Source organism: Halomonas sp. AOP7-E1-9 (genome assembly GCF_052376035.1).
Lineage (GTDB): Bacteria > Pseudomonadota > Gammaproteobacteria > Pseudomonadales > Halomonadaceae > Vreelandella > Vreelandella citrativorans.
In genome coordinates this window covers 72,877-96,378 of record NZ_JBQSVC010000009.1, presented here as the reverse complement: position 1 = coordinate 96,378, position 23,502 = coordinate 72,877, and the positions used below count along the sequence as shown (strand labels likewise).

Below are 23,502 nucleotides of genomic sequence, written 5' to 3'. Positions count from 1 at the left end.
TATCTAATGAACACACTTTTTCGTTTCTTTCAGGGGCGTCACGCTGGTTTAGGCAGCATTTTACTGCTAGCGGTCGTCCTGATGGTAGTTATGCCGCTTGTGTTTGATATCTACCGCCTGAACTTGGCAGGTCGTTACCTGACCTATGCCTTTGTAGCGCTCGGGCTGGTGTTGTGCTGGGGGTATGGCGGGATTCTTAGCCTTGGGCAAGGTATCTTCTTTGGCATTGGCGGTTATGCCATGGCGATGTTTTTGAAGATTGAGTCCTCAGACCCTGAAAGCACCAGTATTCAGACCACGCCGGGGATACCCGACTTTATGGACTGGAATCGTATTACTGAGTTGCCGTGGTTCTGGGTTCCGTTCAATAGCCTGACGTTTACCATCATTGCTGTGTTGGTGCTGCCTGCGGCTTTTGCCTTTTTGATTGGTTTCGCCATGTTCAAACGGCGTGTCAGTGGCGTTTACTTTGCCATTATCACTCAGGCCCTAGCGGTGGTGCTGACTATCCTGATTATCGGCCAGCAGGGCTATACCGGAGGCATTAATGGCATCACCGATCTGCGTACCTTGATGGGGTGGGATATTCGCGATGATAGCGCCCGCTATCTGCTGTATTACCTTAATGCCGTTTTGTTAATAGGGTGCCTGCTGATTGGCCGCTGGGTACTCAACTGCAAATATGGCCGCATTCTGACCGCCTTGCGTGACAAGGAGGATCGGGTGCGCTTTTCCGGCTACGACGTGGCCAACTTTAAAGTATTTATCTTTTGCTTGGCGGCGTTTATTTCTGGCATCGGCGGCGCGATGTTCACCCTTCAGGTGGGCTTTATGTCGCCCTCCTTCATCGGCATCGTGCCCTCCATTGAGTTTGTGATTTTTGCTGCGATAGGTGGGCGCTTATCACTGGTAGGTGGCGTCTATGGAGCGCTATTGGTGAGCTTTGCCAAAACCATGTTTGCCGAAGCCTACCCGCAACTCTGGCAGTTCTTGGTTGGTGCCGTCTTTATCCTAGTGGTGCTGGTACTGCCCTACGGATTGGCCAGTATTTATGGTCGCTTTGGCCACCGACTGCGCGAACCTTATGAACGCTGGTTCGGTGAAAGAAAGTCTCACTCTTCCGATTTAGGAGACGGTTTTCAAGCGCCGCTGCCAGAGACGCTGCAGGAGAAAAGGCCATGAGTTCAAACACTAATTTTCTACTCGCCATCGAAAACTTGACGGTCTCTTTTGATGGCTTCAAAGCCATTGAAGATCTGAATTTCTATATGGATGAGAGTGAGCTAAGGGTGATTATCGGGCCCAACGGCGCAGGTAAAACCACGCTGCTGGATATGATTTGTGGCAAAACCCGTGCCAGTGAAGGATCAATCAAATTCAGAGGGAAAGAGCTTACCCGAATGCGTGAGCATCGCATTGTCTGGGAGGGCGTAGGGCGTAAGTTTCAGACCCCTTCTATCTACGAGGAGTTGAGCGTCTTTGACAACCTTGAAGCCTCTTATCCGAGGGGGCGGAGCGTATTCGGCGCGCTGGCATTTAAGCGTGACGAAGAAGTGCTCCAGCGTATCCAGGAAGTGGCCAATGAGATCCAGCTGGAAAACCGTCTTAATGACCAAGCAGGCTTGCTTAGCCATGGACAAAAGCAGTGGTTGGAGATCGGTATGCTGCTCATTCAGGATCCAGAACTATTAATGCTGGATGAGCCGGTAGCGGGGATGAGTGTAAGCGAGCGCGAAGAAACGGCAAAGCTGTTGCGTAAGATTTCCAGGGGGCGTTCCGTCATCGTAATCGAGCATGACATGGAGTTTGTAGCCTCGCTGGGCGGCAAAGTGACGGTGCTTCATCAAGGCAAAATTCTGGCCGAGGGCGACATGATGGCACTCAAGCAAGATAAGCGCGTCATTGATGTTTATCTAGGCCATTAAAAGGAGAGCACCACCATGCTTGAAGTCAACGATTTACGCGTTAGCTATGGCCAAAGTGAAGTGATCCACGGCATCAATTTCGCCATGAATCAGAACGAAACATTGGCAGTCATGGGCCGTAATGGCATGGGCAAGACCACCCTATTCAAAGCCTTGATTGGGGTGCTGCCAAGCGGGGCGGGGAGCATCCGCTTGGAAGGTAAAGAACTGATCGGTCTGCCCGCCCATAAGCGCGTCGCCGCAGGTTTAGCCTACGTCCCCCAAGGGCGCATGATCTTTCCCAATCTCACCGTGATGGAGAATATTGAATCCGGTCTTGAGACGGCAAAAAGCCGCAAAGTACCCGGGGAGATATTTGACCTTTTCCCCGTATTGCTGGATATGCGCAACCGCAAGGGGGGCAACCTTTCTGGTGGCCAGCAGCAACAGCTCGCCATTGCTCGGGCATTGGTCACCGAGCCCAAGGTATTGCTGCTTGATGAACCCACTGAAGGTATTCAGCCTTCAATTATCAAAGAGATTGCGCGGACACTTAATGACATTCGCGAGATGAAAAAGATCGCCATTTTGGTTTCCGAACAAGTGCTTAGTTTTACCATGGAGATCGCCGACCGGCTCACGGTCATCGAGCGGGGCGAGCTTATTCACGAAGAAACACGCGCCACCGCCGATCAAGCCAAGATCGCTAGTTATCTGTCAGTTTAATCCTGCTTTTTAATCAATCATTTTTATCAGTGTTCAACAAGCACAGGGGTGAATCTTATGCGCCATGGCGATATTTCCAGCAGTGCCGATACCGTTGGTGTGGCGGTGGTCAACTATAAAATGCCGCGCCTGCATACCCGTGAAGAGGTGTTAGACAACGCCCGTCGCATCGCAAAAATGATCAAAGGTATGAAAGTGGGTTTTCCGGGAATGGATCTGGTGGTGTTTCCTGAATATAGCACTATGGGCATCATGTATGACAACGAGGAAATGATGGCCACCGCCGCGACTATCCCTGGCGACGAGACGGCGATTTTTTCAGCCGCCTGCCGGGAAGCCAACACCTGGGGTGTGTTTTCACTCACCGGAGAACGGCATGAGGATCATCCCCACAAAGCGCCCTACAACACCCTGATATTGATCGATAACCAAGGCGAGATAGTACAGCGGTATCGCAAGTGCATTCCCTGGTGTCCTATCGAAGGGTGGTATCCCGGCGACACTACCTACGTCACTGAAGGCCCGAAGGGCATGAAACTTAGCCTGATCATCTGTGATGACGGCAACTATCCGGAAGTCTGGCGCGACTGCGCCATGAAGGGGGCAGAGCTGATCGTGCGTTGCCAAGGCTATATGTACCCCGCTAAAGAGCAACAGGTGTTGATGTCTAAATCGATGGCCTGGGCCAACAACTGTTATGTGGCGGTGGCGAACGCCAGCGGCTTTGACGGGGTTTATTCCTACTTTGGTCATTCGGCGATTATTGGCTTCGACGGTCGCACGCTCGGTGAGTGTGGTGAAGAGGAGATGGGGATCCAGTTTGCCCAGCTTTCGATCAGTCAGATTCGCGATGCCCGCGCCAATGACCAGTCGCAAAACCATCTGTTCAAGCTATTGCACCGAGGGTACTCAGGTGTTCATACCTCGGGCGACGGTGATAAGGGCATTGCCGATTGCCCTTTCGATTTCTACCGTACCTGGGTCATGGATGCCCAGAAGGCGCAAGAAAACGTTGAGGCGCTAACGCGCAAAACGATTGGCGTTGCCGAATGTCCTGTGGGCGAGCTACCTGTCGAGGGCAAGGAGCGAGGTGCAGAGCGTGACTGAGACTTGGATGCTTAAAGGCCCTGGAGAGTTGTAAATGCCCTTCATTAATGATCGCCTTGAGAAGAGCCGAGAGAGCGCTGATCTTGGATACGAAGAGAAGGCCAAGGAAAGGTCTTCACGTTTCCGGTTTGACCCAGCACTGGTGATGCAGCGTTTGCGCGAACGTATTGTCGGTCAGGAAGGCATACTCAATGCCATGGAGGCGATGCTGCACGTGGTCAAGGCCGATATCGGTGCCGAGGAACGCCCGCTAGCCGTCAATCTTTTCCTGGGGCCCACCGGGTGGGCAAGACCGAAACGGTACGTTTGCTGGCAGAGGCTATTGTTGGCCGTGCAGATGCGCTGTGCCGTATCGATATGAACACGCTTGCTCAAGAGCACTATGCGGCGGCACTGACGGGCGCCCCGCCGGGCTATGTGGGTAGCAAAGAGGGCCATACGCTCTTTGATGTCGATGCCATTCAAGGCAGTTACAGTAAACCCGGTATCGTGCTGTTCGATGAGCTGGAGAAGGCCTCGAAGGAAGTGGTGCGTAGCCTGCTTAACGTAATGGACAGTGGCCAGTTAGTACTGTCGGGCGGTACACGGAGGATTGATTTTCGTAACACACTTATCTTTATGACCAGCAATATCGGTGCGACTGACGTGGTGGCTTATCGTCACCGGTTTGAGCAGGGGTGGCGCCACTGGTTAGGACTGAAGCCAAGCAAAGAAACCCTCGTGCAAGCACAGGCGTTGCAGCGCCATTTCGACCCTGAGTTTCTTAATCGTATAGACCGTATATTGCCTTTCGAGAAGCTGGATGAGACTTGGTGGTCGTCCTTGCTGGATATCGAGCTAACGAAACTTGATAAACGCCTCGCTAAACAGCAAATAACACTGCAGCTAACTGAGGATGCTCGAAACTGGTTGTGTGAGAAACGTGACCCAACATTTGGCGCTCGTGATTTAGCACGAAGGCTGCGTGTGACGCTAGAGCCTGCGCTGGCCAGTGCTTTGCTGACGCATCCTGATAGGCAGTTATTCCAAGTCAGCATCAACGAAAAACATTTGCTTAGCGTTCTTCCCATCGCCATTCAATAGTTTTGATACGTCATATAACGTAGTGACCGTGGTGTATTAGCTTATGGTCGCCTGAGTAACGATTTTACATAGTGGTACAGAGAAAAAATGGATTTCTCTATAACCAATATCCGACGTTACGTAAAAGAGGTATGTGTCATGGCTGAAACAATCATTAAAATTGACCTTAATCAGTCTCCTTACGAGAATGAGCAGGTCCATAACCGCTGGCATCCAGATATACCTATGGCCAGCATGGTTAAACCTGGCGACGACTTTATCATTGAGTGCCATGATTGGACTGGCGGACAAATCCATAATAATGACAGTGCTGACGATGTTCGTGATGTGGATTTAACTCAGGTGCATTTTTTATCAGGTCCAGTTGGTATTGAAGGCGCAGAACCTGGTGATTTGCTGGTTGTCGATATTCTCGATATTGGCACTTTTGACGAGAGCCAATGGGGCTTCAATGGCTTCTTTTCTAAGCAAAATGGTGGTGGTTTTTTAACTGAGCACTTCCCAGAAGCGCAAAAGTCGATCTGGGACTTTAATGGCATGTTTACTAAATCTCGACATATTCCCGGTGTAGAGTTTGCAGGCCTGATTCATCCAGGTTTGATTGGCTGTCTGCCTTCAAAAGAGATGTTGGATGAGTGGAACAAGCGAGAAAAAGCACTTTACGATACCGAGCCGGATCGTATCCCCCAGTTAGCTGCGCTGCCCTACGCCGATACGGCGCATATGGGCAAATTGTCAGGCACTGCCAAGCAGCAGGCTGCCGCTGAAGGCGCACGCACAGTGCCTCCGCGTGAACATGGTGGTAACTGTGATATCAAAGACTTATCACGGGGATCGACGATTTATTTCCCAGTTTACGTTAAGGATGGCGGCTTATCAGTAGGCGACCTGCACTTTAGCCAAGGTGATGGTGAAATCACTTTTTGTGGTGCCATTGAGATGGCCGGTTGGATCCACTTGCGGGTTAATCTGATCAAAGGGGGGATGGAGAAGTACGCCATCAAGAACCCTATTTTTAAGCCAAGCCCTATAACGCCAAAATACGATGATTATTTGATTTTTGAAGGAGTATCGGTAGACGAGCAAGGCAAGCAGCACTACCTGGATGTGCATGTGGCCTATCGTCAGGCTGTCCTCAATGCCATCGAGTATCTCAAAAAGTTTGGGTATACCGGTGCTCAAGCTTACTCTCTGCTAGGGTGCGCGCCTGTGCAAGGGCATATTAGTGGCGTCGTGGATATCCCCAATGCTTGCGCAACGCTTTGGTTGCCAACGGATATCTTTGAAATTGATGTGAAACCCAATGCCAATGGACCTGGTGCCCAAGTCGCTCAGGGGGCTGACTTACCACTCTCAAAAGATAAATAGAGGCTTCCAAGCATTAATAGCATTTAGATAGGCGGCGACATCTTAACATCGCTGCCTATTTGAAACAGGAACTATTAAGGAGAAAGTGGTATGCCCCTCTACGACTATAAATGTGCTGCCCATGGCTTATTTCACGAGTTGGTCCCCCTACGAGAGTCGGGTGATGCTCACGCTTGCCCAACGTGCGGAACGCTATCCCCTAGAGTACTGATGGTTGCTCCTCAGCTGCTAATGATGGATGCCACAAAACGTAATGCTTTTGCTCGCAATGAGAGAGCCGCACACGAGCCTAGGCATGGGAATCAGCATAGTGAACACGAGAACGGGTGCTGTCATCAAGAACGTCACAAACCTAAGGTCTTTTATACAGCTGAGGGTAACAAGTTTTTCCCTTCCGCTCGCCCATGGATGATTAGTCATTAAGTGAAGAGTTACTTTGACTACTGCGCTCACTTAGAAAAGTGATGTGGATATCGAACGAAATGCTGATAATGATGCTGTAGGGCGGCTAAAACAGCCAAAAATTGCTTTTTCTTAAACTTTTCTGACCGGCGTCTGGGCTATGTTGATACATGGCAGGACGCTGACTATCTGCAAAAGCGCAAGGAGGAGCAACCATGAAGGCATTTTGCTGGCATGGCAAAAATGACGTTTGTTATGACACGGTTCCTGATCCTGAAATAGGACACCCCCGCGATGCAGTCATCAATGTAAGCCTGCGCTATTTGCGGCTCCGATTTGCACCTCTACGACCACTTTATTCCCAACATGCAATGCGGTGACGTGCTTGACCTTGCCGCACTCACCTACGTCTTGCAGGAGCGGCATAATCCCAAGCGCGCCAACGTGTGTTGGGCACTGACAGCGGTCGGCATGAGGAAAGCGCCCGTGGCGCCGCCGCAGGATTTGAAGCGCCCCGTGGGATTGAAAACGCGCTGTCCTATCCACCTATTTGACACGCTGCATACAAACCCCAGTTGCTCTATTTTCCGCGCTTGGGGTTTGTCATATTTCAGCGCTATCATTCAGAACGCTATTATCCAGGTTAGCCGCGTCGTTTGCTGCTAATCATGACCGGGTGGAGAGATATGAGCCACACAGCCAGCGTCAGGTCGGAAGAGTTCAGCGCGTTAGAAGAGCGCTTACATAGCATCAGCCACGCGGTAGGCGCATTGTTAAGCGTCGTTGGGGCAGTAGTACTGCTGGTCATGGCGAGCATTGCCGCTCAAGTAGACCCATGGAAGCTGGCAAGCTTGGGCTTGTACGGCATGACGCTGATATTGCTATATACCGCCTCTACGCTTTATCACGGTATCCCGCATCGGCTGTGGAAACAGCGCTTTCAACTGCTTGATCACTGCGCGATTTACCTGCTGATCGCGGGCACCTATACGCCTTTCTTGCTGGTGAATATGCGCGGCCCAACGGGCTGGGCACTGTTTGCCGCTGTGTGGTCGCTGGCGCTGGTTGGTATTACCTGCAAGCTGCTGTGGCCACAGCGGCTGTCGATTTTTCGCGTGGTTATCTATTTACTAATGGGCTGGATGATTTTACTGGCATCAGAAGAAATGGCGGCGAAGCTCTCGGCAACCGGCATCATCTTACTGGCAGCAGGCGGCATCATTTATACGGTGGGCGTGATTTTCTATGCTGTGCGTGCAATTCCCTATAACCACGCTATATGGCACCTCTTTGTGGTGGGAGGAAGCGTCTGCCACTACTTTGCAGTAGTGGCAGCGGTACTGCCTCATACGGTGTAACTGGCTTACTGAGTGGCAGCTTGCTCGCGCTCACCGGCTTTTGCCAAGCTCGGACGCTGTGCATGACGCTTGTGGTAGATCAGAAACGGCTCGGGCAGGCGATGCTTCATGCCGATAGCCCAGGAGAGCGTATGGGTGAGAAACAGGTCGGCCAGGGTGAAGTCGCCGCCAAGCAGCGTTTCCTGGCCCTGAAAACGACGTTCAAGAGCGCCAAGCGCGCGCTGGAACTCCCACTCTGCGGTAGGAATCACGGCCGGTACGCGTTTTTCTTCAGGTAGCGCAAAGGTGTGCTTGGCTTGGGTCCAGAGCGGCTGTTCGACTTCGGTCACAATAAAGCTTAACCACTGGTCGACCAGGGCACGCTCGGCAGCGTTAGTCGGCAGCAGTTTGCCGTTACCGTAGTGCTCGGCCAGGTAGCGGCAAATGGCCGACGATTCAAACAGGGTAAGCTCGCCATCCTCCAGCACCGGTACTTTGCCGTCCGGATGGCGTGCCAGGTATGCCGGGGTTTGGCCTTCCCCTTTGTCCAGCGCAACATGCTGGCACTGGTATTCAAGGCCCAGCTCTTCAAGCGTCCAGGCGGCACGTAGCGAGCGTGAGCGGGGATAGGTATATAGCGTGATCATGGCGTGCTCCTGACAAGGTGCCAGCCGAAGCTGGCGAAAAGAAGACGCTTCCAATTTAGCGGCCTGGTGTCAGGATGTCGATATTGCCAGGATAATGCACGCGACCTTTGCGAGGCCGCATGCTCGGCGCGCACCTGAACGTATACGGCGGCTTACGCTTGGCTATCGCGTGCCTTGCGAATGCGCTCGTAGGCGTTACCGATTTCACTGGTGCGCGCCTGGGCCACTTCACGCATGCTTTCAGGCAAGCCTTTACCGGCCAGCTTATCCGGATGGTTTTGGCTCATTAAGCGACGGTAGGCTTTCTTGATCTCGGCATCGCTTGCCTCTTCACTCACACCCAGCACGCGGTAGGCGTCCTTAAGTGCCTCTTCACTGGCTCCTTGGGAGTTGGCGGCTGCGCCATGCAGCATGGCTTCAATCTGCTGTACCTCTGCTTCACTACAGCCAATGCCCCGCGCTACCCGCACGATCATTTCATGCTCTTCAGGATGCAAGACACCGTCAGCGGCGATAGCCGACAGCTGAACCTGTAAAAACACCTGGCGCATAACCGGTTGATGGCGGGTTAGGCGCCCGACGTTGGCAAGCTCAGCGTCCAGATCAAAGTTATCCGCACGGCCTCGCTCAAAGGCAGCGCGTGCCTTGGCCCGCTGCGCCCCCTGCAAATGCATCTGGTCAAACAGCTTTTCGGCAACGCTAAGCTCGCCTTCGGTCACTTTGCCATCGGCCTGGCAAAGGCAGCCCATAACGGAAAAAATCGACTCTAAAAAGCCTTCCTGAAGGCGCATGCGCGCCTCTCTTAACCGCTTGGCGAGGCGTCGTGCTAGCCACCAGCCCAGTACACCGCCAATTAACAGGCCAGTGGCGCCGCCGATGGCATAACCCACCAGGGCAAAAAATATAATCAGTAGTAACATGGCTCTCTCTAAGCGTCAGAAGTCGTGGGTTTGCAGCTGAGGGCGGCATTTTCAGCTATTGTCGCTTGACCAAACGGCGTTTTTCGCTGCGTAAGGCGGTAAAAGAAAGCGTGCTAACTTTTGTTGCCAGGCTTTCTGCCCTTTTGTTTGGAGAAGCGCAATGCCCTCGTTCCACCCGAGTGCCCCAAAAAAACTCTACGGTACACGATCTCAGGGTTTTTGAGTATCACAACCCGGCAGGCGGCCAACGCCCGTGCCCGTTCACTGTTTAAACTCAATCAGCCCGATGGGTTCGATTGCCCCGGCTGCACATAGGGCGACCCTGATATATAACTCCTGGTTTGAGATCTTCGAGAACGGGGTAAAAGCCGCTTGAGATGCTGCATAACGGCAGCCATGGGATCACCTCGCACTACTTCTTTCCCAAGCTGGGTGGCGCGTGCTAGCGCTGCGTGAGTGATCCCATCCGTTGAATAGGTCTAAAAGCGCCAGACAAGGGCTTTCAAATAAAGCAAACGCTCAAGTTTTAGGAGGGTACGCCGAAGATAGTTAACGGGCTTTAACGCTTGTCTGTCTGAAAACCATAGCGGATACGTATATTGATGGTGACCAGATCATCAACAGCGACATTCAACAAGTTTTTTCCACAAGAGGATTGTCATGAGCACTGTTAACAACGCCCACGACACGACCATGCCGTCGGTGCTGGGTAAAAAAGACAGTAATGATGAGATGGTGCATCGTATAGGCCACTTGACCCGCCTGCTGCGGGATAGCATGAAGGAGCTGGGCCTGGATCAGCAGATCAGCCAGGCAGCGCAGGCCATACCCGATGCCAATGACCGGCTCAACTATGTGGCCTCAATGACGGAACAGGCGGCTGAGCGGGCACTGAATGCCGTTGAACGTGCGCAACCCGTGCAAGACAAGCTTGAGGAGGAGGGCGCCGCGCTTAATACGCGCTGGCAGGCAGCGGCGGCTCTAGCCGTTGTAGAAAGCGACCCATCGCTTATCAAGGACACGCAGCTCTATTTGAGTGATTCGCTTCCGACCGCCACGGGGTCTACGCAGAAAGAGCTGCTTGAAATCATGATGGCTCAGGACTTCCAGGATCTAACCGGCCAGGTGATCAAGAAGATGATGGAGGTCATCCAGCTAATTGAAGAGCAGCTTGTTCAAGTGTTGGTCGACAATGTTCCTAACGTCACCGATGGGGTGAACATTGATGATAATCGCGATGAGCATGCCAAACTGCGCAATGGCCCGCAGGTAAGTGAAGGCAAGGTAGATGCCGTGTCAGGGCAGGACCAGGTAGATGATTTGCTGGATGAACTCGGTTTTTAAACCAGCATCTCTTTCCCGGTGGCTTGGCGCCCATTGTCTGGCACTTGCTTTGCGATGGCCGCCCGTAATAGGGCGGCGCTTATCTCGCTAATGAGGGTGCTTGTCGATCAGTCACGGTGTTGCTTTTAACTTGAGAGTGAAGGCAGCCGCTGGCGAATGGCGGCTTCGATGCCCTCTGCGTCCAGACCACAGTCCCGCAGCAATTCATCCGGCGTGCCGTGCTCTACAAATGCGTCGGGCAGGCCGAGATTGAGCACTTCTACCTGCACACCTTCAGCGTTGAGCAGTTCGTTAACAGCGCTTCCCGCGCCACCCGCAACGACGTTCTCTTCAAGCGTTATTAGAAGCTCATGCTCGTCGGCCGCGTGGAGGACCGTGTCGCGGTCCAGCGGCTTGATAGAGCGCATGTTGATATGCGTGGTGTTGAGCTTTTCGGCAACTTCAGCGGCTGCGGTGTTCAGGCTACCAAACGCGAGTAGCGCAATGCGCACGCCATCGCTTTGTGACTGACGGCGTACCTCCGCCTTGCCAATCGGAAGCGATTCCAGGTGCTCAGGGATTTCCACGCCGGGGCCAGTGCCGCGCGGGTAACGCACTGCCGCAGGGCCGGGATGATGATAGGCCGCACTCAACATGGCGCGACACTCGGCTTCATCGGCAGGTGCCAGGATGACCATGCCGGGTACGCAGCGTAAAAAGGACAAATCCATGCTGCCGTGGTGAGTGGGGCCGTCTTCACCCACAAGCCCTGCCCGGTCGATGGCAAAGGTGACGTCCAGCTCCTGCACCGCTACGTCATGAATGAGCTGGTCATAGCCGCGCTGCAAAAATGTTGAGTAGATGGCCACCACCGGCTTCATGCCTTCGCAGGCCATGCCCGCCGCGAGCGTCACGGCGTGCTGTTCGGCAATGGCTACATCAAAGTAGCGCGCTGGGTACTCTTTGGAGAAACGAATCAGGTCGGAGCCTTCGCGCATGGCGGGAGTAATCCCTATCAGGCGTGAATCGCTTGCGGCCATATCGCACAGCCAGTCGCCGAATACGTTGCAGTACTTTCTCTTGGGGGCGGATGGCGCTTTGAAGGGTGGGGCGGGCGCCACGCTGGCTTTCTCAAGTTTGGTGATGGCGTGGTAGCCAATCTGGTCCGCCTCGGCGGGTAAAAAGCCTTTGCCTTTGCAGGTTTTGATATGCAGAAACTGCGGGCCGTCCAGCTCGCGCAGGTTACGCAGCGTCTCGGTCAGTGCCTCAAGGTCGTGCCCGTCAATCGGGCCGATGTAGTGAAAACCCATTTCCTCGAACAGCGTGGCGGGGCTGACCATGCCTTTCATGTGCTCTTCGGTGCGCTTGGCAATTTCCAATGCGCCTGGCAGATGAGAAAGTACTTTTTTGCCCTCTTCGCGCATTTTTAGATAGGGTTTGCTCGACATCATCCGGGCGAGGTACGTCGCCAGGCCACCGACGTTTTCCGAGATCGACATCTCGTTGTCGTTGAGCACGACCAGCATGTTGGCGTTGACGTGGCCGGCATGGGCCAGCGCTTCAAAAGCCATGCCCGCCGTGAGCGCGCCATCACCAATAATCGCACAGACGCGGCGATTATCGCCTTTGGCCTGAGCAGCCAACGCCATGCCGAGCGCTGCGGAAATCGAGGTGCTCGAGTGGCCCACGCCAAAGGTGTCGTATTCGGATTCAGCGCGGCGCGGAAATGCCGCCAGGCCGCCGTGCTGGCGAATGCTGAGCATCGCTTCACGGCGGCCGGTGAGAATCTTGTGTGGATAGGCCTGATGGCCTACGTCCCACACCAGGCGATCCTTGGGCGTATGAAAGGCGTGGTGCAGGGCCACGCTCAGCTCTACTACCCCCAAGCCTGCGCCAAAGTGGCCGCCGGAAACGCCCACGCTATAAAGCAGGTAGGCACGCAGCTCGTCAGCCAGTTGGGCAAGCTGCTGGGTATTCATGGCCCGCAGCGCAGCGGGATGATCAAAAGAGTCGAGCAGCGGCGTTGCCGGACGCTCGCGGGGAATCTCGTCGAACAGCTTCATGGGCATCTAGTGGTCGCGCTCGATCATATAGTGGGCTAATTCGGCCAAGGGGGCGGCTTGCTCGCCTAATGGGGCGAGAGCGGCAATGGCCTCGTCAATCAGGGTGCGCGCTTTTTGTTGCGCGCCTTCCAGCCCCAACAGGCTGGGATACGTCGGCTTGGCGCGTGCAGCGTCAGCGCCGGATATTTTGCCGAGTGTCATGGTGTCACCCGTCACATCAAGGACATCATCATGAATCTGGAAGGCTAGACCAATGGCGCGCGCGTAGCGAGTCAGGGCATTTATACGCGGGTCGCTCTCGTCAACGGCAATCAGCCCGCCCATACGCACCGCCGCCACAATCAGCGCACCGGTTTTATGAGCGTGCATGTGCGCCAGGGCGTCCACGTCAGGGTGGCCGCCGATAGCCGCCAAGTCCAGTGCTTGGCCTGCCACCATGCCCTCACGGCCAGACGCCGTGGTAAGCGTCGTGATCAGGCTGCCAAGCCGCGGGTGAGCGGTGCGTGCCAGCACGTCAAAGGCCAGGGTTTGTAGCGCGTCGCCTGCCAGAATCGCGGTCGCTTCGTCATAGGCGATATGCACGGTGGGCTGGCCTCGGCGCAGATCATCGTCATCCATGGCGGGCAAGTCGTCATGAATCAATGAGTAGGCGTGGATGAGCTCAATGGCGGCGGCCGGGGCGTCGAGGTCTTCATCGCGTGCCCCCAGCGCCTGCCCAGCAAGATAAACAAGCAGCGGGCGCAAGCGCTTGCCGCCGACTAAAAGACCGTGGCGCATGGCGTTATCAAGCCGCGGTACCACGGCGCGCTCGTCAAAAAGCGCGTTTAGCGTGGCATCTACCCGGGCATTGCTGGCCTGACGTAAGGCGGTCAATGAGGGGGCGTTGGTCGCTACCATGGGGGCGTCTCCTTACCCTCGTCAGTGGCATCCTTGGGCGATTCACTATCAGCAAACGGCGTGACGTTTAAACGGCCTTCGCTATCTTCGCTCAGCGCGCGGACTTTTAGCTCGGCACTGTCCAGGCGTTGCTGGGCGTCGCGCGTCAACCGGACGCCCTGCTCAAAGGCGCCCAGCGCATCTTCCAATGACAGCTCGCCTGACTCCAGGCGTTCTACGATGGTTTCCAGCTGGTCAACCGTGGCCGCAAAATCCTGCGGTGAAGGTGTGGTATCGCTCATTGGTCAATGCCTACTGTTTTCTGGCGCCCCATCAAAAAGGCTGCGCGTGTGCCTGCCATGACAAACGCACAGTATACACCGAGGGCAGGGGGTGGCGTCTGCCCCAGGCCGCTTTGTGCGTATGACTTGCACTGTTTTCATCTTGATAACGCACACATTTCATCAGTTCGTATCGGCCTGATGGGCGTGCGGTATGCTACTATACGGCCTTTTCGTGAACCGATACACGGCGCACGCCGCCGACCATAGAGGTTGATTCAGCCATGGCTAAAACGTCCCTGGAAAAGAGCAAGATCAAGATCCTGCTACTCGAGGGCGTCCACCAAAGTGCGGTGGACAATTTTCAAAATGCCGGATATGAAAATATCGAGCATCTGCCGACATCGCTAGATGAAGCATCGTTGATCGAAAAGATCCGTGATGTACATTTCATCGGTATTCGCTCGCGTACCCAGCTTAATGAGCGCGTATTTGCAGCGGCAGAGAAGCTGGTCGGCGTTGGCTGCTTCTGTATCGGAACCAACCAGGTGGACCTGAATGCGGCGCTAAAGCGTGGTATTGCCGTGTTCAACGCGCCTTACTCCAACACCCGTTCGGTCGCTGAGCTGGTATTGGCAGAAGCGATCATGCTGTTGCGTGGCATCCCTGAAAAAAATGCCCGTGCTCATCAGGGCGGCTGGCTGAAATCAGCCAAAAACTCGCACGAAGCACGCGGTAAAACGCTGGGTATTGTTGGCTACGGCAGCATCGGCGCGCAGCTTTCTGTGCTGGCCGAGTCGCTGGGCTTTAACGTTATCTACTACGATATCATCACCAAACTCGGCATGGGTAATGCAAGCCAGGTCACCAGCCTTGAAGAGCTGTTAAACCGCTCGGATGTGGTGAGCTTGCACGTACCGGACTTGCCCTCTACCCGCTGGATGATGGGCGCGAAAGAGATTGCTGCGATGAAACCAGGTGCCATCTTCATCAATGCCTCACGCGGCAGTGTCGTGGAAATTGAACCCTTGGCGGATGCCATCAAAGCAGGCCATCTCAATGGCGCTGCGGTGGATGTGTTCCCGGTGGAGCCCAAGGGCAACGATGAAGAGTTTGAAAGCCCGTTACGTGGTTTGGAAAATGTGATCCTGACCCCGCATGTGGGTGGCTCTACGCTCGAAGCCCAGGAAAATATCGGTATTGAAGTGGCCGAAAAGCTGACGACCTACTCGGATAACGGCACCACGATCACCTCGGTCAACTTCCCCGAAGTGGCGCTGCCTGCCCACCCCGATAAGCACCGCTTGCTGCATATTCATGACAACGTGCCGGGCGTACTGTCGGAAATTAACCGCGTGCTGTCCGAAAACGGCATTAACATCTCGGGCCAGTACCTGCAGACCAACGATAAGGTCGGCTATGTGGTCATTGATGTCGACAAAGCTTACGGTCCGCAAGCGCTGGAAGCATTGAGACAGGTAGAGCACACGCTGAAAATCCGTGCACTTTACTCAGCGCACAATAGCTAGGATTGATTGGCAGCTGCGAGGCTTGGTGACAACGCAAAACACTGGGCTGATGGCGTAAAAAAACGGCTCCCGAAAGGGGGCCGTTTGGGTTGTTAAGGCGGGTAGCACTGAGTAAAAGGGCTAAGCAAGATCAAACAGCAGTACTTCGCTTGTATCCTGGCCGGTCACGCTGATCGCATCGCCAGGCTCAAACGCAGCGGCATCGCCGGTACTGAGCTGTTCACCATTGACCTCGACCGCGCCCTTTACCACGTGCAGCCAGGCATAGCGCGTAGCCGGTGTCTTGACGCTGTCGCCTGCATCAAATGAGCCTGCATAAAGATTAACGTCCTGGTTCAGGCTCACTGAGCCTTCACGGCCCTGCTGTGATGCTACCAGGCGCCACTGGTTTTGGCGGCCTGCGGCTGGAAATGCTTTCTGCTCGTAGCTGGGCTTAATGCCAAGCGCTTTGGGCTCAATCCAGATCTGCAGGAAGTGCAGTCCGTTCTCTTTGGAGTGATTAAACTCGCTGTGCACAACGCCGGTGCCCGCTGACATGCGCTGTACATCGCCCGGGCGCATGACCTCGCCATTGCCCATGTTGTCCTTGTGCTCCATTTCGCCTTCCAGCACGTAGGAAATAATCTCCATGTCCCGGTGCGGGTGGGCACCAAAGCCATGACCACCGGCGACGCGGTCTTCGTTGATCACCCGTAGGGCGCGAAAGCCCATATGCTTGGGGTCATGGTAATTGGCAAACGAGAACGTATGGTACGAACGCAGCCAGCCGTGGTCTGCATAGCCCCGCTCATCCGCGCGACGAATTTTCATGGTGTGCTCCCAGTTGTGTTGAAGGAGTAGCTGTTGAAGGAATGCGCTCAATATACGCCTGAAACCGCACGGCGTGGGGTGAAGGTTTCTGCACGATAACGTCGATTAAATCGACGAATTTTTAAACCGCGAGTGACCTGCGTCAATCTGGCAGGATTCAAGCGCTGCGCCGTTTGCGCTAGACTATGCGCGTTTATTAACCCGGTCCGCCCTTTACGAGGGTGACTACTGGAGCTTGTTATGTCTGCACCTGTTTCTGAAGCTGGCGATATGCCGCGTATTGTCGTGGCAGCATTGTATAAATTCGTTACGTTAAATGACTTTGAAGCGCTGCGTGAGCCGCTGCGCCAAGCCATGGTCGATCATGATGTTAAAGGCACGCTGCTGCTCGCTAAAGAGGGCATCAATGGCACCGTCGCGGGGACTCGCGAAGGTATTGATGCACTGCTTGGCTGGCTGACCGCTGACCCGCGCTTGACCGATATCGACCATAAAGAGTCTTACTGCGACGAAACCCCGTTCTATCGCACCAAGGTTAAGCTCAAAAAAGAGATCGTGACGCTGGGCGTACCAGGCATTGATCCTAACAACACCGTTGGTACCTATGTTGAGCCTGAAAACTGGAACGAGGTGATTTCAGACCCCGAAGTGCTGGTGATCGACACTCGCAATGATTACGAAGTGGCGATTGGCAGCTTCGAAGGCGCGGTTGACCCAAAAACCACCACGTTCCGTGAGTTTCCCGACTACGTGCGTGAGCATTACGACCCAGAGAAGCATAAAAAAGTCGCCATGTTCTGCACCGGCGGTATTCGCTGTGAAAAAGCCTCCAGCTTTATGCTCAAAGAGGGGTTTGACGAGGTCTACCACCTCAAGGGTGGCGTTTTGAACTACCTGGAGAAAGTCCCGGAAGAGCAGTCGTTATGGCGTGGCGAATGCTTTGTGTTCGATAACCGCGTCACCGTGCGTCACGACTTGAGTGAAGGCCTGTTCGAGCAGTGCCACGCCTGTCGTATGCCGATTTCCGAAGACGACATGCAGTCGTCAGCCTACGAGCCTGGGATTAGCTGTCCTAATTGCATCGATTCACTGCCCGAGAAAACGCGCGCCGCGGCCCGTGAACGTCAGCGCCAAATTGATCTTGCCAAAGCGCGTGGCCAGCCGCATCCGCTGGGTTATAACCATCGCGAGAAGGCCTGATAGCGGCGCCAAGGAGTGGCGTAATGTCGGCGGCCACGCCTGTGGCCGTTTTCTATCTATAGCGATGTTCTGCCATTCGCTAGCTTCCTCCATTAGTGGAATTCGTTTCCGTAAACGCGACAGCGGCCTTTGCGGCACGTTATCCTGTTACTCTTTACGCCTTTAGGAGAGAGCAGGGTGAGTGAAGCCAAGCGTAGGACGGTCGGGCGTCCGGCAAATGCCGCTAAAGCGAGTGGCGGGCATAGCCAGTCGCTGGTACGCGGCTTAACGTTACTGGAGTTTTTAGCGGCAAGCCCACTAGGGCTTGCGCTGTCAGACGTGGCTGAAAAAGCCGAGTTAGCCCCTTCTACCACCCACCGCTTGCTCCAGGCTCTGCAAAGCCAGGGGTTTGTTAGCCAGGAGAACGAGCAGGGGTTATGGCGTATTGACGTCAAAACCTTCCGTATCGGTAACAGCTTTTTAGAAGCTCGCGATGTGGTGGCATCAAGCCGGCCCTTTCTACGCCGCTTAACCGCTGAAACCGGCGAGACCGCCAATTTGGGTATCCGCGATGGCGACACAGCCGTTTTTCTGGCCCAGCACGAGTCGCCCCAAATGATGCGCATGATTACCCGCTTGGGCTCACGCGCCCCGCTGCATGCCTCTGGCGTGGGTAAAGCGCTGTTGGCATGGATGCCCACTGACGAACGCGCTCGCTTTTTGGATAACCGTGAACTCACCCGTGTTACCGACAATACACTGTGCAGTCCAGACGCACTGACCGCCGAAATGCACCAGGTGTGTGATCAAGGTTTTGCCTGTGACCGCGAGGAGCACGCCATTGGCCTGCATTGCGTCGCGGCCTGTATCTTCGACGAGCACGCCACGCCGCTGGCGGCTATTTCTGTTTCAGGCCCCATGGCGCGTATCCCTGAAGCACGCCTGCTGGCGCTGGGTAAGCTGGTGCGCCAGGTCGCCGATGAAATTACCGCTCAACTTGGGGGCCAGGTGCCGCAGTAACGTTCGGCCACCCGTTGCATGCTGAGTCTTTTCCTTGTTGCGTTTGTTAGTGCGACCCTGCTGCCTGGCGGCTCTGAAGTTTGGCTTGCCAGACTTTGGTGTTTGGGGGAGCCGGCTATTTTACTCTGGGCGGTAGCAACGGCGGGTAATACGCTGGGCAGTCTGGTCAATGTGGCGATGGGCCGCTATGCACGTCAGTTTCAGGATCGCCGGTGGTTCCCTGCATCGCCCAAACGCCTTGCCCAGGCCGAGCGCTGGTATCACAAGCTTGGCGAGGCCAGCCTACTGCTTTCCTGGCTGCCGGTGGTGGGCGACCCACTGACGGTACTGGCCGGATTGTTTCGGCTTCCCTGGTGGCGTGCTTTTTTGTGGATTGTGGTTGCCAAGGGCGTACGCTATGGCGTGGTGCTGGGCCTTGCAAATCAGTGGCTGTTACCGCTTTGTCAGAATTGAGCGTCACGCGATCACGGGTTAGTTGCGTCAAGTTAACGGCCAGACCTTATTATGTTCCCATGTTACGCTGTACGCTTTATACGTTATCAGCCTGCTTGGTGCGTGCATTTGTAGTTGCATAAAGCAGGCTAGCAATTAAATTTAAGAAAGCATTTCTCTAACGGAGGTACAGGCGTGACGTCAATACGTATATTTCCCTGGCTAGGTATTTGGCTAATGACACTGCTTGTGTTTTTTGCCACGCCGGTATTAGCCCAAACGACGACGGTCGAAAGTGATCGTGCATCGCCTCCAGCGGAAGTGCCCGCTTCTTACGAAGCACTTGCTGATCTCCTCGAAAATGAGCAGTCGCGCCAAGAGCTAATTGATGTATTACGTCAACAGGCATCCGCGTTGCCCGCCGGTTTAGAGGCTGAGTTATCCCCTGAAGCCGCCGCTCAAGGAAGCGATTTGGCTCCAGAGGATGTCTCATTGCCGCGCCAGTTGGCGGAGCTGACAAGCGATGTTGTCAGTAATATTGGCCTGCAGATTGAGCAAGCTTTTTCCATCATGGGTAACCTGTTTACCGGGCAAGGCGCGAGTGCTTTTGATTCGTCAGCTTTCGTCCAGGCCGCGATTAATCTGGGCCTCGTGATCGTTGCGACCTTCGTGATTTTCTTCGCACTGCGTCGGATGGCCAAGTCTGCCTTTACCCGGGTGAGCAAATGGTCGCTCAATGGCACCGGAATGACGCCAGTGCTGCGCTTGATTTGCTGCGTCATTATTGCGGCACTTATTGACTTTATATTGGTGGGACTTGCGTACGTGGGCGGTAACCTGGTGGCCACGTTCGCGATTGGTGAAACGGGCGAGCTTTCCACACGGGCCTCGCTGTTTCTCAATGCTTTCCTGGTCATTGAGTTGATGAAAGCAGTGATGCGGATGCTGTTTTCCTCACACTACGAAGGCCTGCGATTGTTGCCAATTTCAACCGGTGAAGCCTCCTACTGGAACCGTTGGATAGCACGTCTTATCGGCATGGTCGGTTACGGACTAATGGTTGCCGTGCCGCTGATCAATTTCTACCTGGCTGCCAGCGTAGGCCAAGCGGTTGGCACATTAATTATGATTGTGGCCTTTGTTTATGCGGTCAGTGTGGTGCTCAAGAACCGTATTCGCATCCGAGGGCACTTGAATGATGCGGCGGCCAATACGTCGATGGTGGCAAGCCGTGTATCGCTTCAGCTCTTTGCACGTACCTGGCACTTTTTTGCGCTGATCTACTTCTTAATGGTCTTCGTTTTGATACTGACGCGCCCTGGCGATGCACTGCCTTTCGTGCTTTTTGCAACACTGAAAACATTGGCTGCGGTGGTTATAGGGCTTCTGGTATCGACCTTCCTGACCCAAACGATTGGGCATCGCATTCGCCTGTCGGACGATTTGCGTCGTAAGTTGCCGCTGCTTGAGCCGCGTCTTAACAGCTACGTTCCCAACGCGCTGCGTGTGCTACGCACCATCATCCTGGTCGTCGTTATCATGGTGGTGCTGGATGCCTGGGGTGCGTTCAATCTAGCCAATTGGTACGCTTCTGAACGCGGAACGATGCTGGTAGGGCGACTGGTCAGCATTGTCTTGATTCTGATTGTTGCGCTGGGCGTGTGGTTAGGACTTGCGAGCCTGATTGAGCATAAGCTCAATCCGGAAACCGGCGGTGGTGAGCCCTCTCCTCGAGCTAAAACGCTATTGAGCCTGTTCCGCAACGCGCTGGCTATCGCCATGCTCACGATTACCGGGATGATCCTACTGTCCGAAATCGGCATTAACATCGGCCCGCTGATTGCCGGTGCCGGGGTACTGGGTTTAGCTATTGGTTTCGGTGCGCAGAGGCTGGTACAGGATGTTATTACCGGGGTCTTCATTCAGATCGAGAATGCCATGAATACAGGCGATGTGGTAACGCTGGGTGGCATCACCGGGACTGCAGAACGATTAAGCATTCGTTCGGTAGGCATTCGGGATCTTTCGGGCACCTATCACATCATTCCCTTCTCAAGCGTTGACACCGTTTCTAACTACATGCGCGACTACGGTAACCATGTCGGTGAGTACGGCATTGCTTATCGTGAGAGCATTGATGATGCGATTGAGCAGCTCCAGCTTGCCTTTAATGATCTGAAAGCCAGCGAAGAGTATGGCTATAAGATCCTTGCTGATCTGACGGTCGCCGGTGTTATAAGCCTGGGCGACAGCGCCGTCAATATTCGTGTGGTTATCAAAACCACGCCGGGCGATCAGTGGGGTGTTGGTCGGGCGTATAATCGTCTGGTCAAGCTGCGCTTTGATCAGGCGGGCATTGAGATACCGTTCCCGCATACCACGATGTACTTCGGTCAGGACAAGTCCGGTTCAGCGCCGCCTGCCAACCTGCGCATTATGCAGCAGGACTTCACTATCGATGGTAGCCCTGCTGGGCAGCCAAAGGCAGGTGAAAGTGAGGTAGATGACCGTTTTTCACCTCGCCGGAAAGATAAGTCTAGTGAGACGACTGAGCAAAATCTACCCACGGGTGACGATGTCTAATGCTTAGGCGTTAGCACACCTACTTTGCGTTTTGGGGCCGCCTTTGGGCGGCCCCACTGCGTTCTACGTTGTTAGAAATGTTCTTGGAACGGCTGTTAATTTGGTTGTTACTCTAGATAGTTCTCCGAATGCCTGCCTTCCAGGTAGATCGACTCACCTCCATCGACACATAACACTTGGCCGGTAACAAAATCGTTTTCCAGCAGGTAGTACAGCGCCTTTGTTAAGTGGGCGGGCGTTCCCTGCCGGTTAAGGGGGATGCCTTCCAGACGCCATGCAATATAGTCGTGGCTACGCTGGGAAGTGGGCAGTACTACGCCGGGAGAAATACCATTGACCCGGATACGCGGTGCGAATTCGAGTGCGGCCATTTGGGTCATCTCTTTCAGCCCCTTTTTAGACAACAAATACGCCGCATAAGGGTATTGATGATAGGCCACTTTATTGTCAATGATATTCACCACACAGCCGTTAGACACCGCGTTAGCAAAATGTTGAATTAACAACAGCGGGGTAAATAGGTTGACGCGAAACTGCGTCTCCAGGAGTGCCATGTCCGTTTGAGCAATGGGTGCGGCTTGGTAAGTGGAGGCGCTATTAACCAGCACATCTAAATGCGGAAAGCGCCGTATGGCGGCTTCAATCAGTGTATCCAGCGGATCGTGCAAAAAATCACAGGGCAGTATTTCGCACTCGCGCCCTTTGTTGCGGATAGTGCATGCTACCTCTTCAGCTTCATCTCGTGAGCTATTAACGTGGAGTGCAATATCATAACCTGCATCTGCTAACGCTTCTGAAAAATGCCGTCCCAAACGGGTAGCGCCCCCGGTCACTAATGCTGCTTTAGTCGTCATTGTTATCCCTGTCTTTAATCATTATATGGCGTGCTTCGTTTATCTTGCGTTTGTTATTAGTTGTTTGGTTGCTTGCACACTTAGAGCATAGCGCTAGTCTGAGGTATGATCATTACAGTGATTAAGAATATTTCGACTTCTCTCTAGTTGAGTAATCGTTATGTCAACAACGGCGTTACGAGCCGGGCGAGATACACGGCTGCATGAATGCCTCATCTCGATAGGCTCGAATATTGAACCTGAGATGAATGTCACACGAGCGTTGTCTCTTTTAAACAGCGAATGCGACCTGGTCACGCACTCTCAGCCAATCCGTACCTCCCCTGTTGGCTTTTTACAGCAGGCCGATTTTCTCAATGCCGCGCTATTGGTGCGCACGCCGCTTCCCTATGCAGCATTTCGGCTGTATTTAAAAGCGGTCGAGAACCGCTTGGGTCGCGTACGAGGTCTGAATAAATCAGGCCCACGAACCATGGATCTGGATATTGTGGCGTGGAATGGCGAGTTAATGGATCAGGGATACCTTGAGTATGATTACGTCAGGCTCCCTATCGATGAAGTGTTGGCCGCTAGTGGGCGCTCATTAACAATAAAGCATGAGCGGTAAAAATAATTAATGCTTTACCCGTTCAGGCCGATAAATACGTCACTGACGTTGTTATTGGCAAGTCGCCGGGCAGCGTAGTTACTTTGGCGCGATGCAAAACCGCTTTGAAAGCGTCATCGACGGGCTCAACAACAATATCGTCAATCTATCAGCGGCCCAGTCGCGCATCCAGGATGCGGATTACGCCCGGGAAGTTTCCAACTTGATCCGCGCACAAATTCTCCAGCAGGCGGGCATGGCGATTCTTGCCCAAGCCAACCAGCAGCCGCAGATGATCCTGCGTTTGCTGGAGATCCTGTAGCGTTGCTCTGCTATTTCATAACTGTTATCCATTCCTTTTTTTGACCTGCCTTTCGATATGACGGTTTAGAGTGCGTGCTTCTCTGCTTATGCATTCCAATTTGGCATGCGTTAAGCGTTTTTTTTCGTTTGTGGTCTTGTCTGGTAATTT

At 54.0% G+C, this 23,502-nt stretch carries 23 protein-coding genes and 1 pseudogene; 17 read left to right on the top strand and 7 right to left on the bottom strand.

Annotated features, from left to right (window positions below):
- Nucleotides 1-6: 6 nt before the first annotated feature.
- From urtC to trhA, 9 genes are all read left to right on the top strand, one after another.
- Entirely contained in the window at nt 7-1,182 is a 1,176-nt protein-coding gene (urtC, locus tag ACT3R4_RS07630; RefSeq protein ID WP_441678073.1) for an urea ABC transporter permease subunit UrtC, read from the top strand.
- Entirely contained in the window at nt 1,179-1,925 is a 747-nt protein-coding gene (urtD, locus tag ACT3R4_RS07625) for an urea ABC transporter ATP-binding protein UrtD (RefSeq protein WP_441678071.1), read from the top strand. The genes urtC and urtD overlap by 4 nt, the downstream gene beginning before the upstream one ends.
- 15 nt (nt 1,926-1,940) lie before the next feature.
- Nucleotides 1,941-2,630: an urea ABC transporter ATP-binding subunit UrtE gene (gene urtE / locus ACT3R4_RS07620; protein ID WP_441678069.1), complete on the top strand. Its 690-nt coding sequence runs from the start codon at nt 1,941-1,943 to the stop codon at nt 2,628-2,630.
- 57 nt (nt 2,631-2,687) lie between these two features.
- A complete protein-coding gene (locus ACT3R4_RS07615; protein WP_441678067.1) occupies nt 2,688-3,737 on the top strand; it encodes an aliphatic amidase in 1,050 nt (349 codons plus the stop codon).
- Between the two features lie 34 nt (nt 3,738-3,771).
- A complete protein-coding gene (locus ACT3R4_RS07610; protein WP_441678065.1) occupies nt 3,772-4,098 on the top strand; it encodes a P-loop NTPase family protein in 327 nt (108 codons plus the stop codon).
- Nucleotides 4,020-4,820 carry an AAA family ATPase gene (locus ACT3R4_RS07605; protein WP_441678064.1) on the top strand — a complete coding sequence of 267 codons (801 nt, stop codon included), beginning with the start codon at nt 4,020-4,022 and terminating at the stop codon, nt 4,818-4,820. The genes ACT3R4_RS07610 and ACT3R4_RS07605 overlap by 79 nt, the downstream gene beginning before the upstream one ends.
- Before the next feature lie 138 nt (nt 4,821-4,958).
- The gene (fmdA, locus tag ACT3R4_RS07600; protein ID WP_441678063.1) at nt 4,959-6,188 is read left to right on the top strand and encodes a formamidase; all 1,230 of its coding nucleotides are present in this window, start codon (nt 4,959-4,961) and stop codon (nt 6,186-6,188) included.
- Nucleotides 6,189-6,278: 90 nt separating this feature from the next.
- Nucleotides 6,279-6,611, top strand: a complete 333-nt coding sequence (locus tag ACT3R4_RS07595) for an FmdB family zinc ribbon protein (RefSeq protein ID WP_441678061.1) — start codon at nt 6,279-6,281, stop codon at nt 6,609-6,611.
- Between the two features lie 665 nt (nt 6,612-7,276).
- Nucleotides 7,277-7,948 (top strand): PAQR family membrane homeostasis protein TrhA, encoded by a 672-nt coding sequence (gene trhA, locus ACT3R4_RS07590; protein WP_441678059.1) that lies wholly within the window; start codon nt 7,277-7,279, stop codon nt 7,946-7,948.
- 5 nt (nt 7,949-7,953) lie between these two features.
- On the opposite strand, the gene ACT3R4_RS07585 is transcribed toward trhA, so the two are convergent.
- Both ACT3R4_RS07585 and djlA read right to left on the bottom strand, forming a co-directional pair.
- Nucleotides 7,954-8,574 carry a glutathione S-transferase family protein gene (locus tag ACT3R4_RS07585; protein WP_441678057.1) on the bottom strand — a complete coding sequence of 207 codons (621 nt, stop codon included), beginning with the start codon at nt 8,572-8,574 and terminating at the stop codon, nt 7,954-7,956.
- Nucleotides 8,575-8,726: 152 nt separating this feature from the next.
- On the bottom strand, nt 8,727-9,494 hold the full coding sequence (djlA, locus tag ACT3R4_RS07580; protein WP_441678055.1) for a co-chaperone DjlA: 768 nt from the start codon (nt 9,492-9,494) through the stop codon (nt 8,727-8,729).
- A 660-nt stretch (nt 9,495-10,154) separates the two neighbouring features.
- Here djlA and cheZ point away from each other — a divergent pair.
- Nucleotides 10,155-10,838 (top strand): protein phosphatase CheZ, encoded by a 684-nt coding sequence (cheZ, locus tag ACT3R4_RS07575; RefSeq protein ID WP_192527760.1) that lies wholly within the window; start codon nt 10,155-10,157, stop codon nt 10,836-10,838.
- 125 nt (nt 10,839-10,963) lie between these two features.
- Here the strand turns inward: cheZ and dxs are convergent, their stop codons facing one another.
- The 3 genes from dxs to ACT3R4_RS07560 are packed head-to-tail and all read right to left on the bottom strand — an operon-like array spanning nt 10,964 to nt 14,058.
- Entirely contained in the window at nt 10,964-12,886 is a 1,923-nt protein-coding gene (gene dxs / locus ACT3R4_RS07570) for a 1-deoxy-D-xylulose-5-phosphate synthase (protein WP_172116924.1), read from the bottom strand.
- Nucleotides 12,887-13,777 carry a (2E,6E)-farnesyl diphosphate synthase gene (gene ispA, locus ACT3R4_RS07565; RefSeq protein ID WP_441678053.1) on the bottom strand — a complete coding sequence of 297 codons (891 nt, stop codon included), beginning with the start codon at nt 13,775-13,777 and terminating at the stop codon, nt 12,887-12,889.
- The gene (locus ACT3R4_RS07560; protein WP_172116926.1) at nt 13,771-14,058 is read right to left on the bottom strand and encodes an exodeoxyribonuclease VII small subunit; all 288 of its coding nucleotides are present in this window, start codon (nt 14,056-14,058) and stop codon (nt 13,771-13,773) included. Before ACT3R4_RS07560 ends, ispA begins: the two co-directional genes overlap by 7 nt.
- Nucleotides 14,059-14,321: 263 nt before the next feature.
- On the opposite strand from ACT3R4_RS07560, the gene serA reads away from it, so the two are divergent.
- Entirely contained in the window at nt 14,322-15,566 is a 1,245-nt protein-coding gene (serA, locus tag ACT3R4_RS07555; RefSeq protein WP_441678051.1) for a phosphoglycerate dehydrogenase, read from the top strand.
- Nucleotides 15,567-15,686: 120 nt separating this feature from the next.
- Here serA and ACT3R4_RS07550 read toward each other — a convergent pair whose 3' ends face one another.
- Nucleotides 15,687-16,376 (bottom strand): pirin family protein, encoded by a 690-nt coding sequence (locus ACT3R4_RS07550; RefSeq protein ID WP_172116928.1) that lies wholly within the window; start codon nt 16,374-16,376, stop codon nt 15,687-15,689.
- A gap of 240 nt (nt 16,377-16,616) precedes the next feature.
- Here ACT3R4_RS07550 and trhO point away from each other — a divergent pair, with 240 nt between their 5' ends.
- The 4 genes from trhO (at nt 16,617) to ybiO (ending at nt 21,590) form a co-directional block, all read left to right on the top strand.
- Nucleotides 16,617-17,576 (top strand): oxygen-dependent tRNA uridine(34) hydroxylase TrhO, encoded by a 960-nt coding sequence (gene trhO / locus ACT3R4_RS07545; RefSeq protein WP_441678049.1) that lies wholly within the window; start codon nt 16,617-16,619, stop codon nt 17,574-17,576.
- Nucleotides 17,577-17,753: 177 nt separating this feature from the next.
- Entirely contained in the window at nt 17,754-18,575 is an 822-nt protein-coding gene (locus ACT3R4_RS07540) for an IclR family transcriptional regulator (protein WP_172116930.1), read from the top strand.
- A gap of 18 nt (nt 18,576-18,593) precedes the next feature.
- Nucleotides 18,594-19,028 (top strand): YqaA family protein, encoded by a 435-nt coding sequence (locus ACT3R4_RS07535; RefSeq protein ID WP_172116931.1) that lies wholly within the window; start codon nt 18,594-18,596, stop codon nt 19,026-19,028.
- A gap of 216 nt (nt 19,029-19,244) precedes the next feature.
- Nucleotides 19,245-21,590, top strand: coding sequence for a mechanosensitive channel protein (ybiO, locus tag ACT3R4_RS07530; protein WP_441678126.1), 2,346 nt, complete (start codon nt 19,245-19,247; stop codon nt 21,588-21,590).
- A 107-nt stretch (nt 21,591-21,697) separates the two neighbouring features.
- Here ybiO and ACT3R4_RS07525 read toward each other — a convergent pair whose 3' ends face one another.
- Nucleotides 21,698-22,444 (bottom strand): SDR family oxidoreductase, encoded by a 747-nt coding sequence (locus ACT3R4_RS07525; RefSeq protein WP_192527757.1) that lies wholly within the window; start codon nt 22,442-22,444, stop codon nt 21,698-21,700.
- A gap of 160 nt (nt 22,445-22,604) precedes the next feature.
- On the opposite strand from ACT3R4_RS07525, the gene folK reads away from it, so the two are divergent.
- Nucleotides 22,605-23,051 carry a 2-amino-4-hydroxy-6-hydroxymethyldihydropteridine diphosphokinase gene (folK, locus tag ACT3R4_RS07520; RefSeq protein ID WP_192527756.1) on the top strand — a complete coding sequence of 149 codons (447 nt, stop codon included), beginning with the start codon at nt 22,605-22,607 and terminating at the stop codon, nt 23,049-23,051.
- 70 nt (nt 23,052-23,121) lie between these two features.
- Nucleotides 23,122-23,352: pseudogene (locus ACT3R4_RS07515) on the top strand (flagellin); the annotation flags it as partial.
- Nucleotides 23,353-23,502 lie beyond the last annotated feature (150 nt).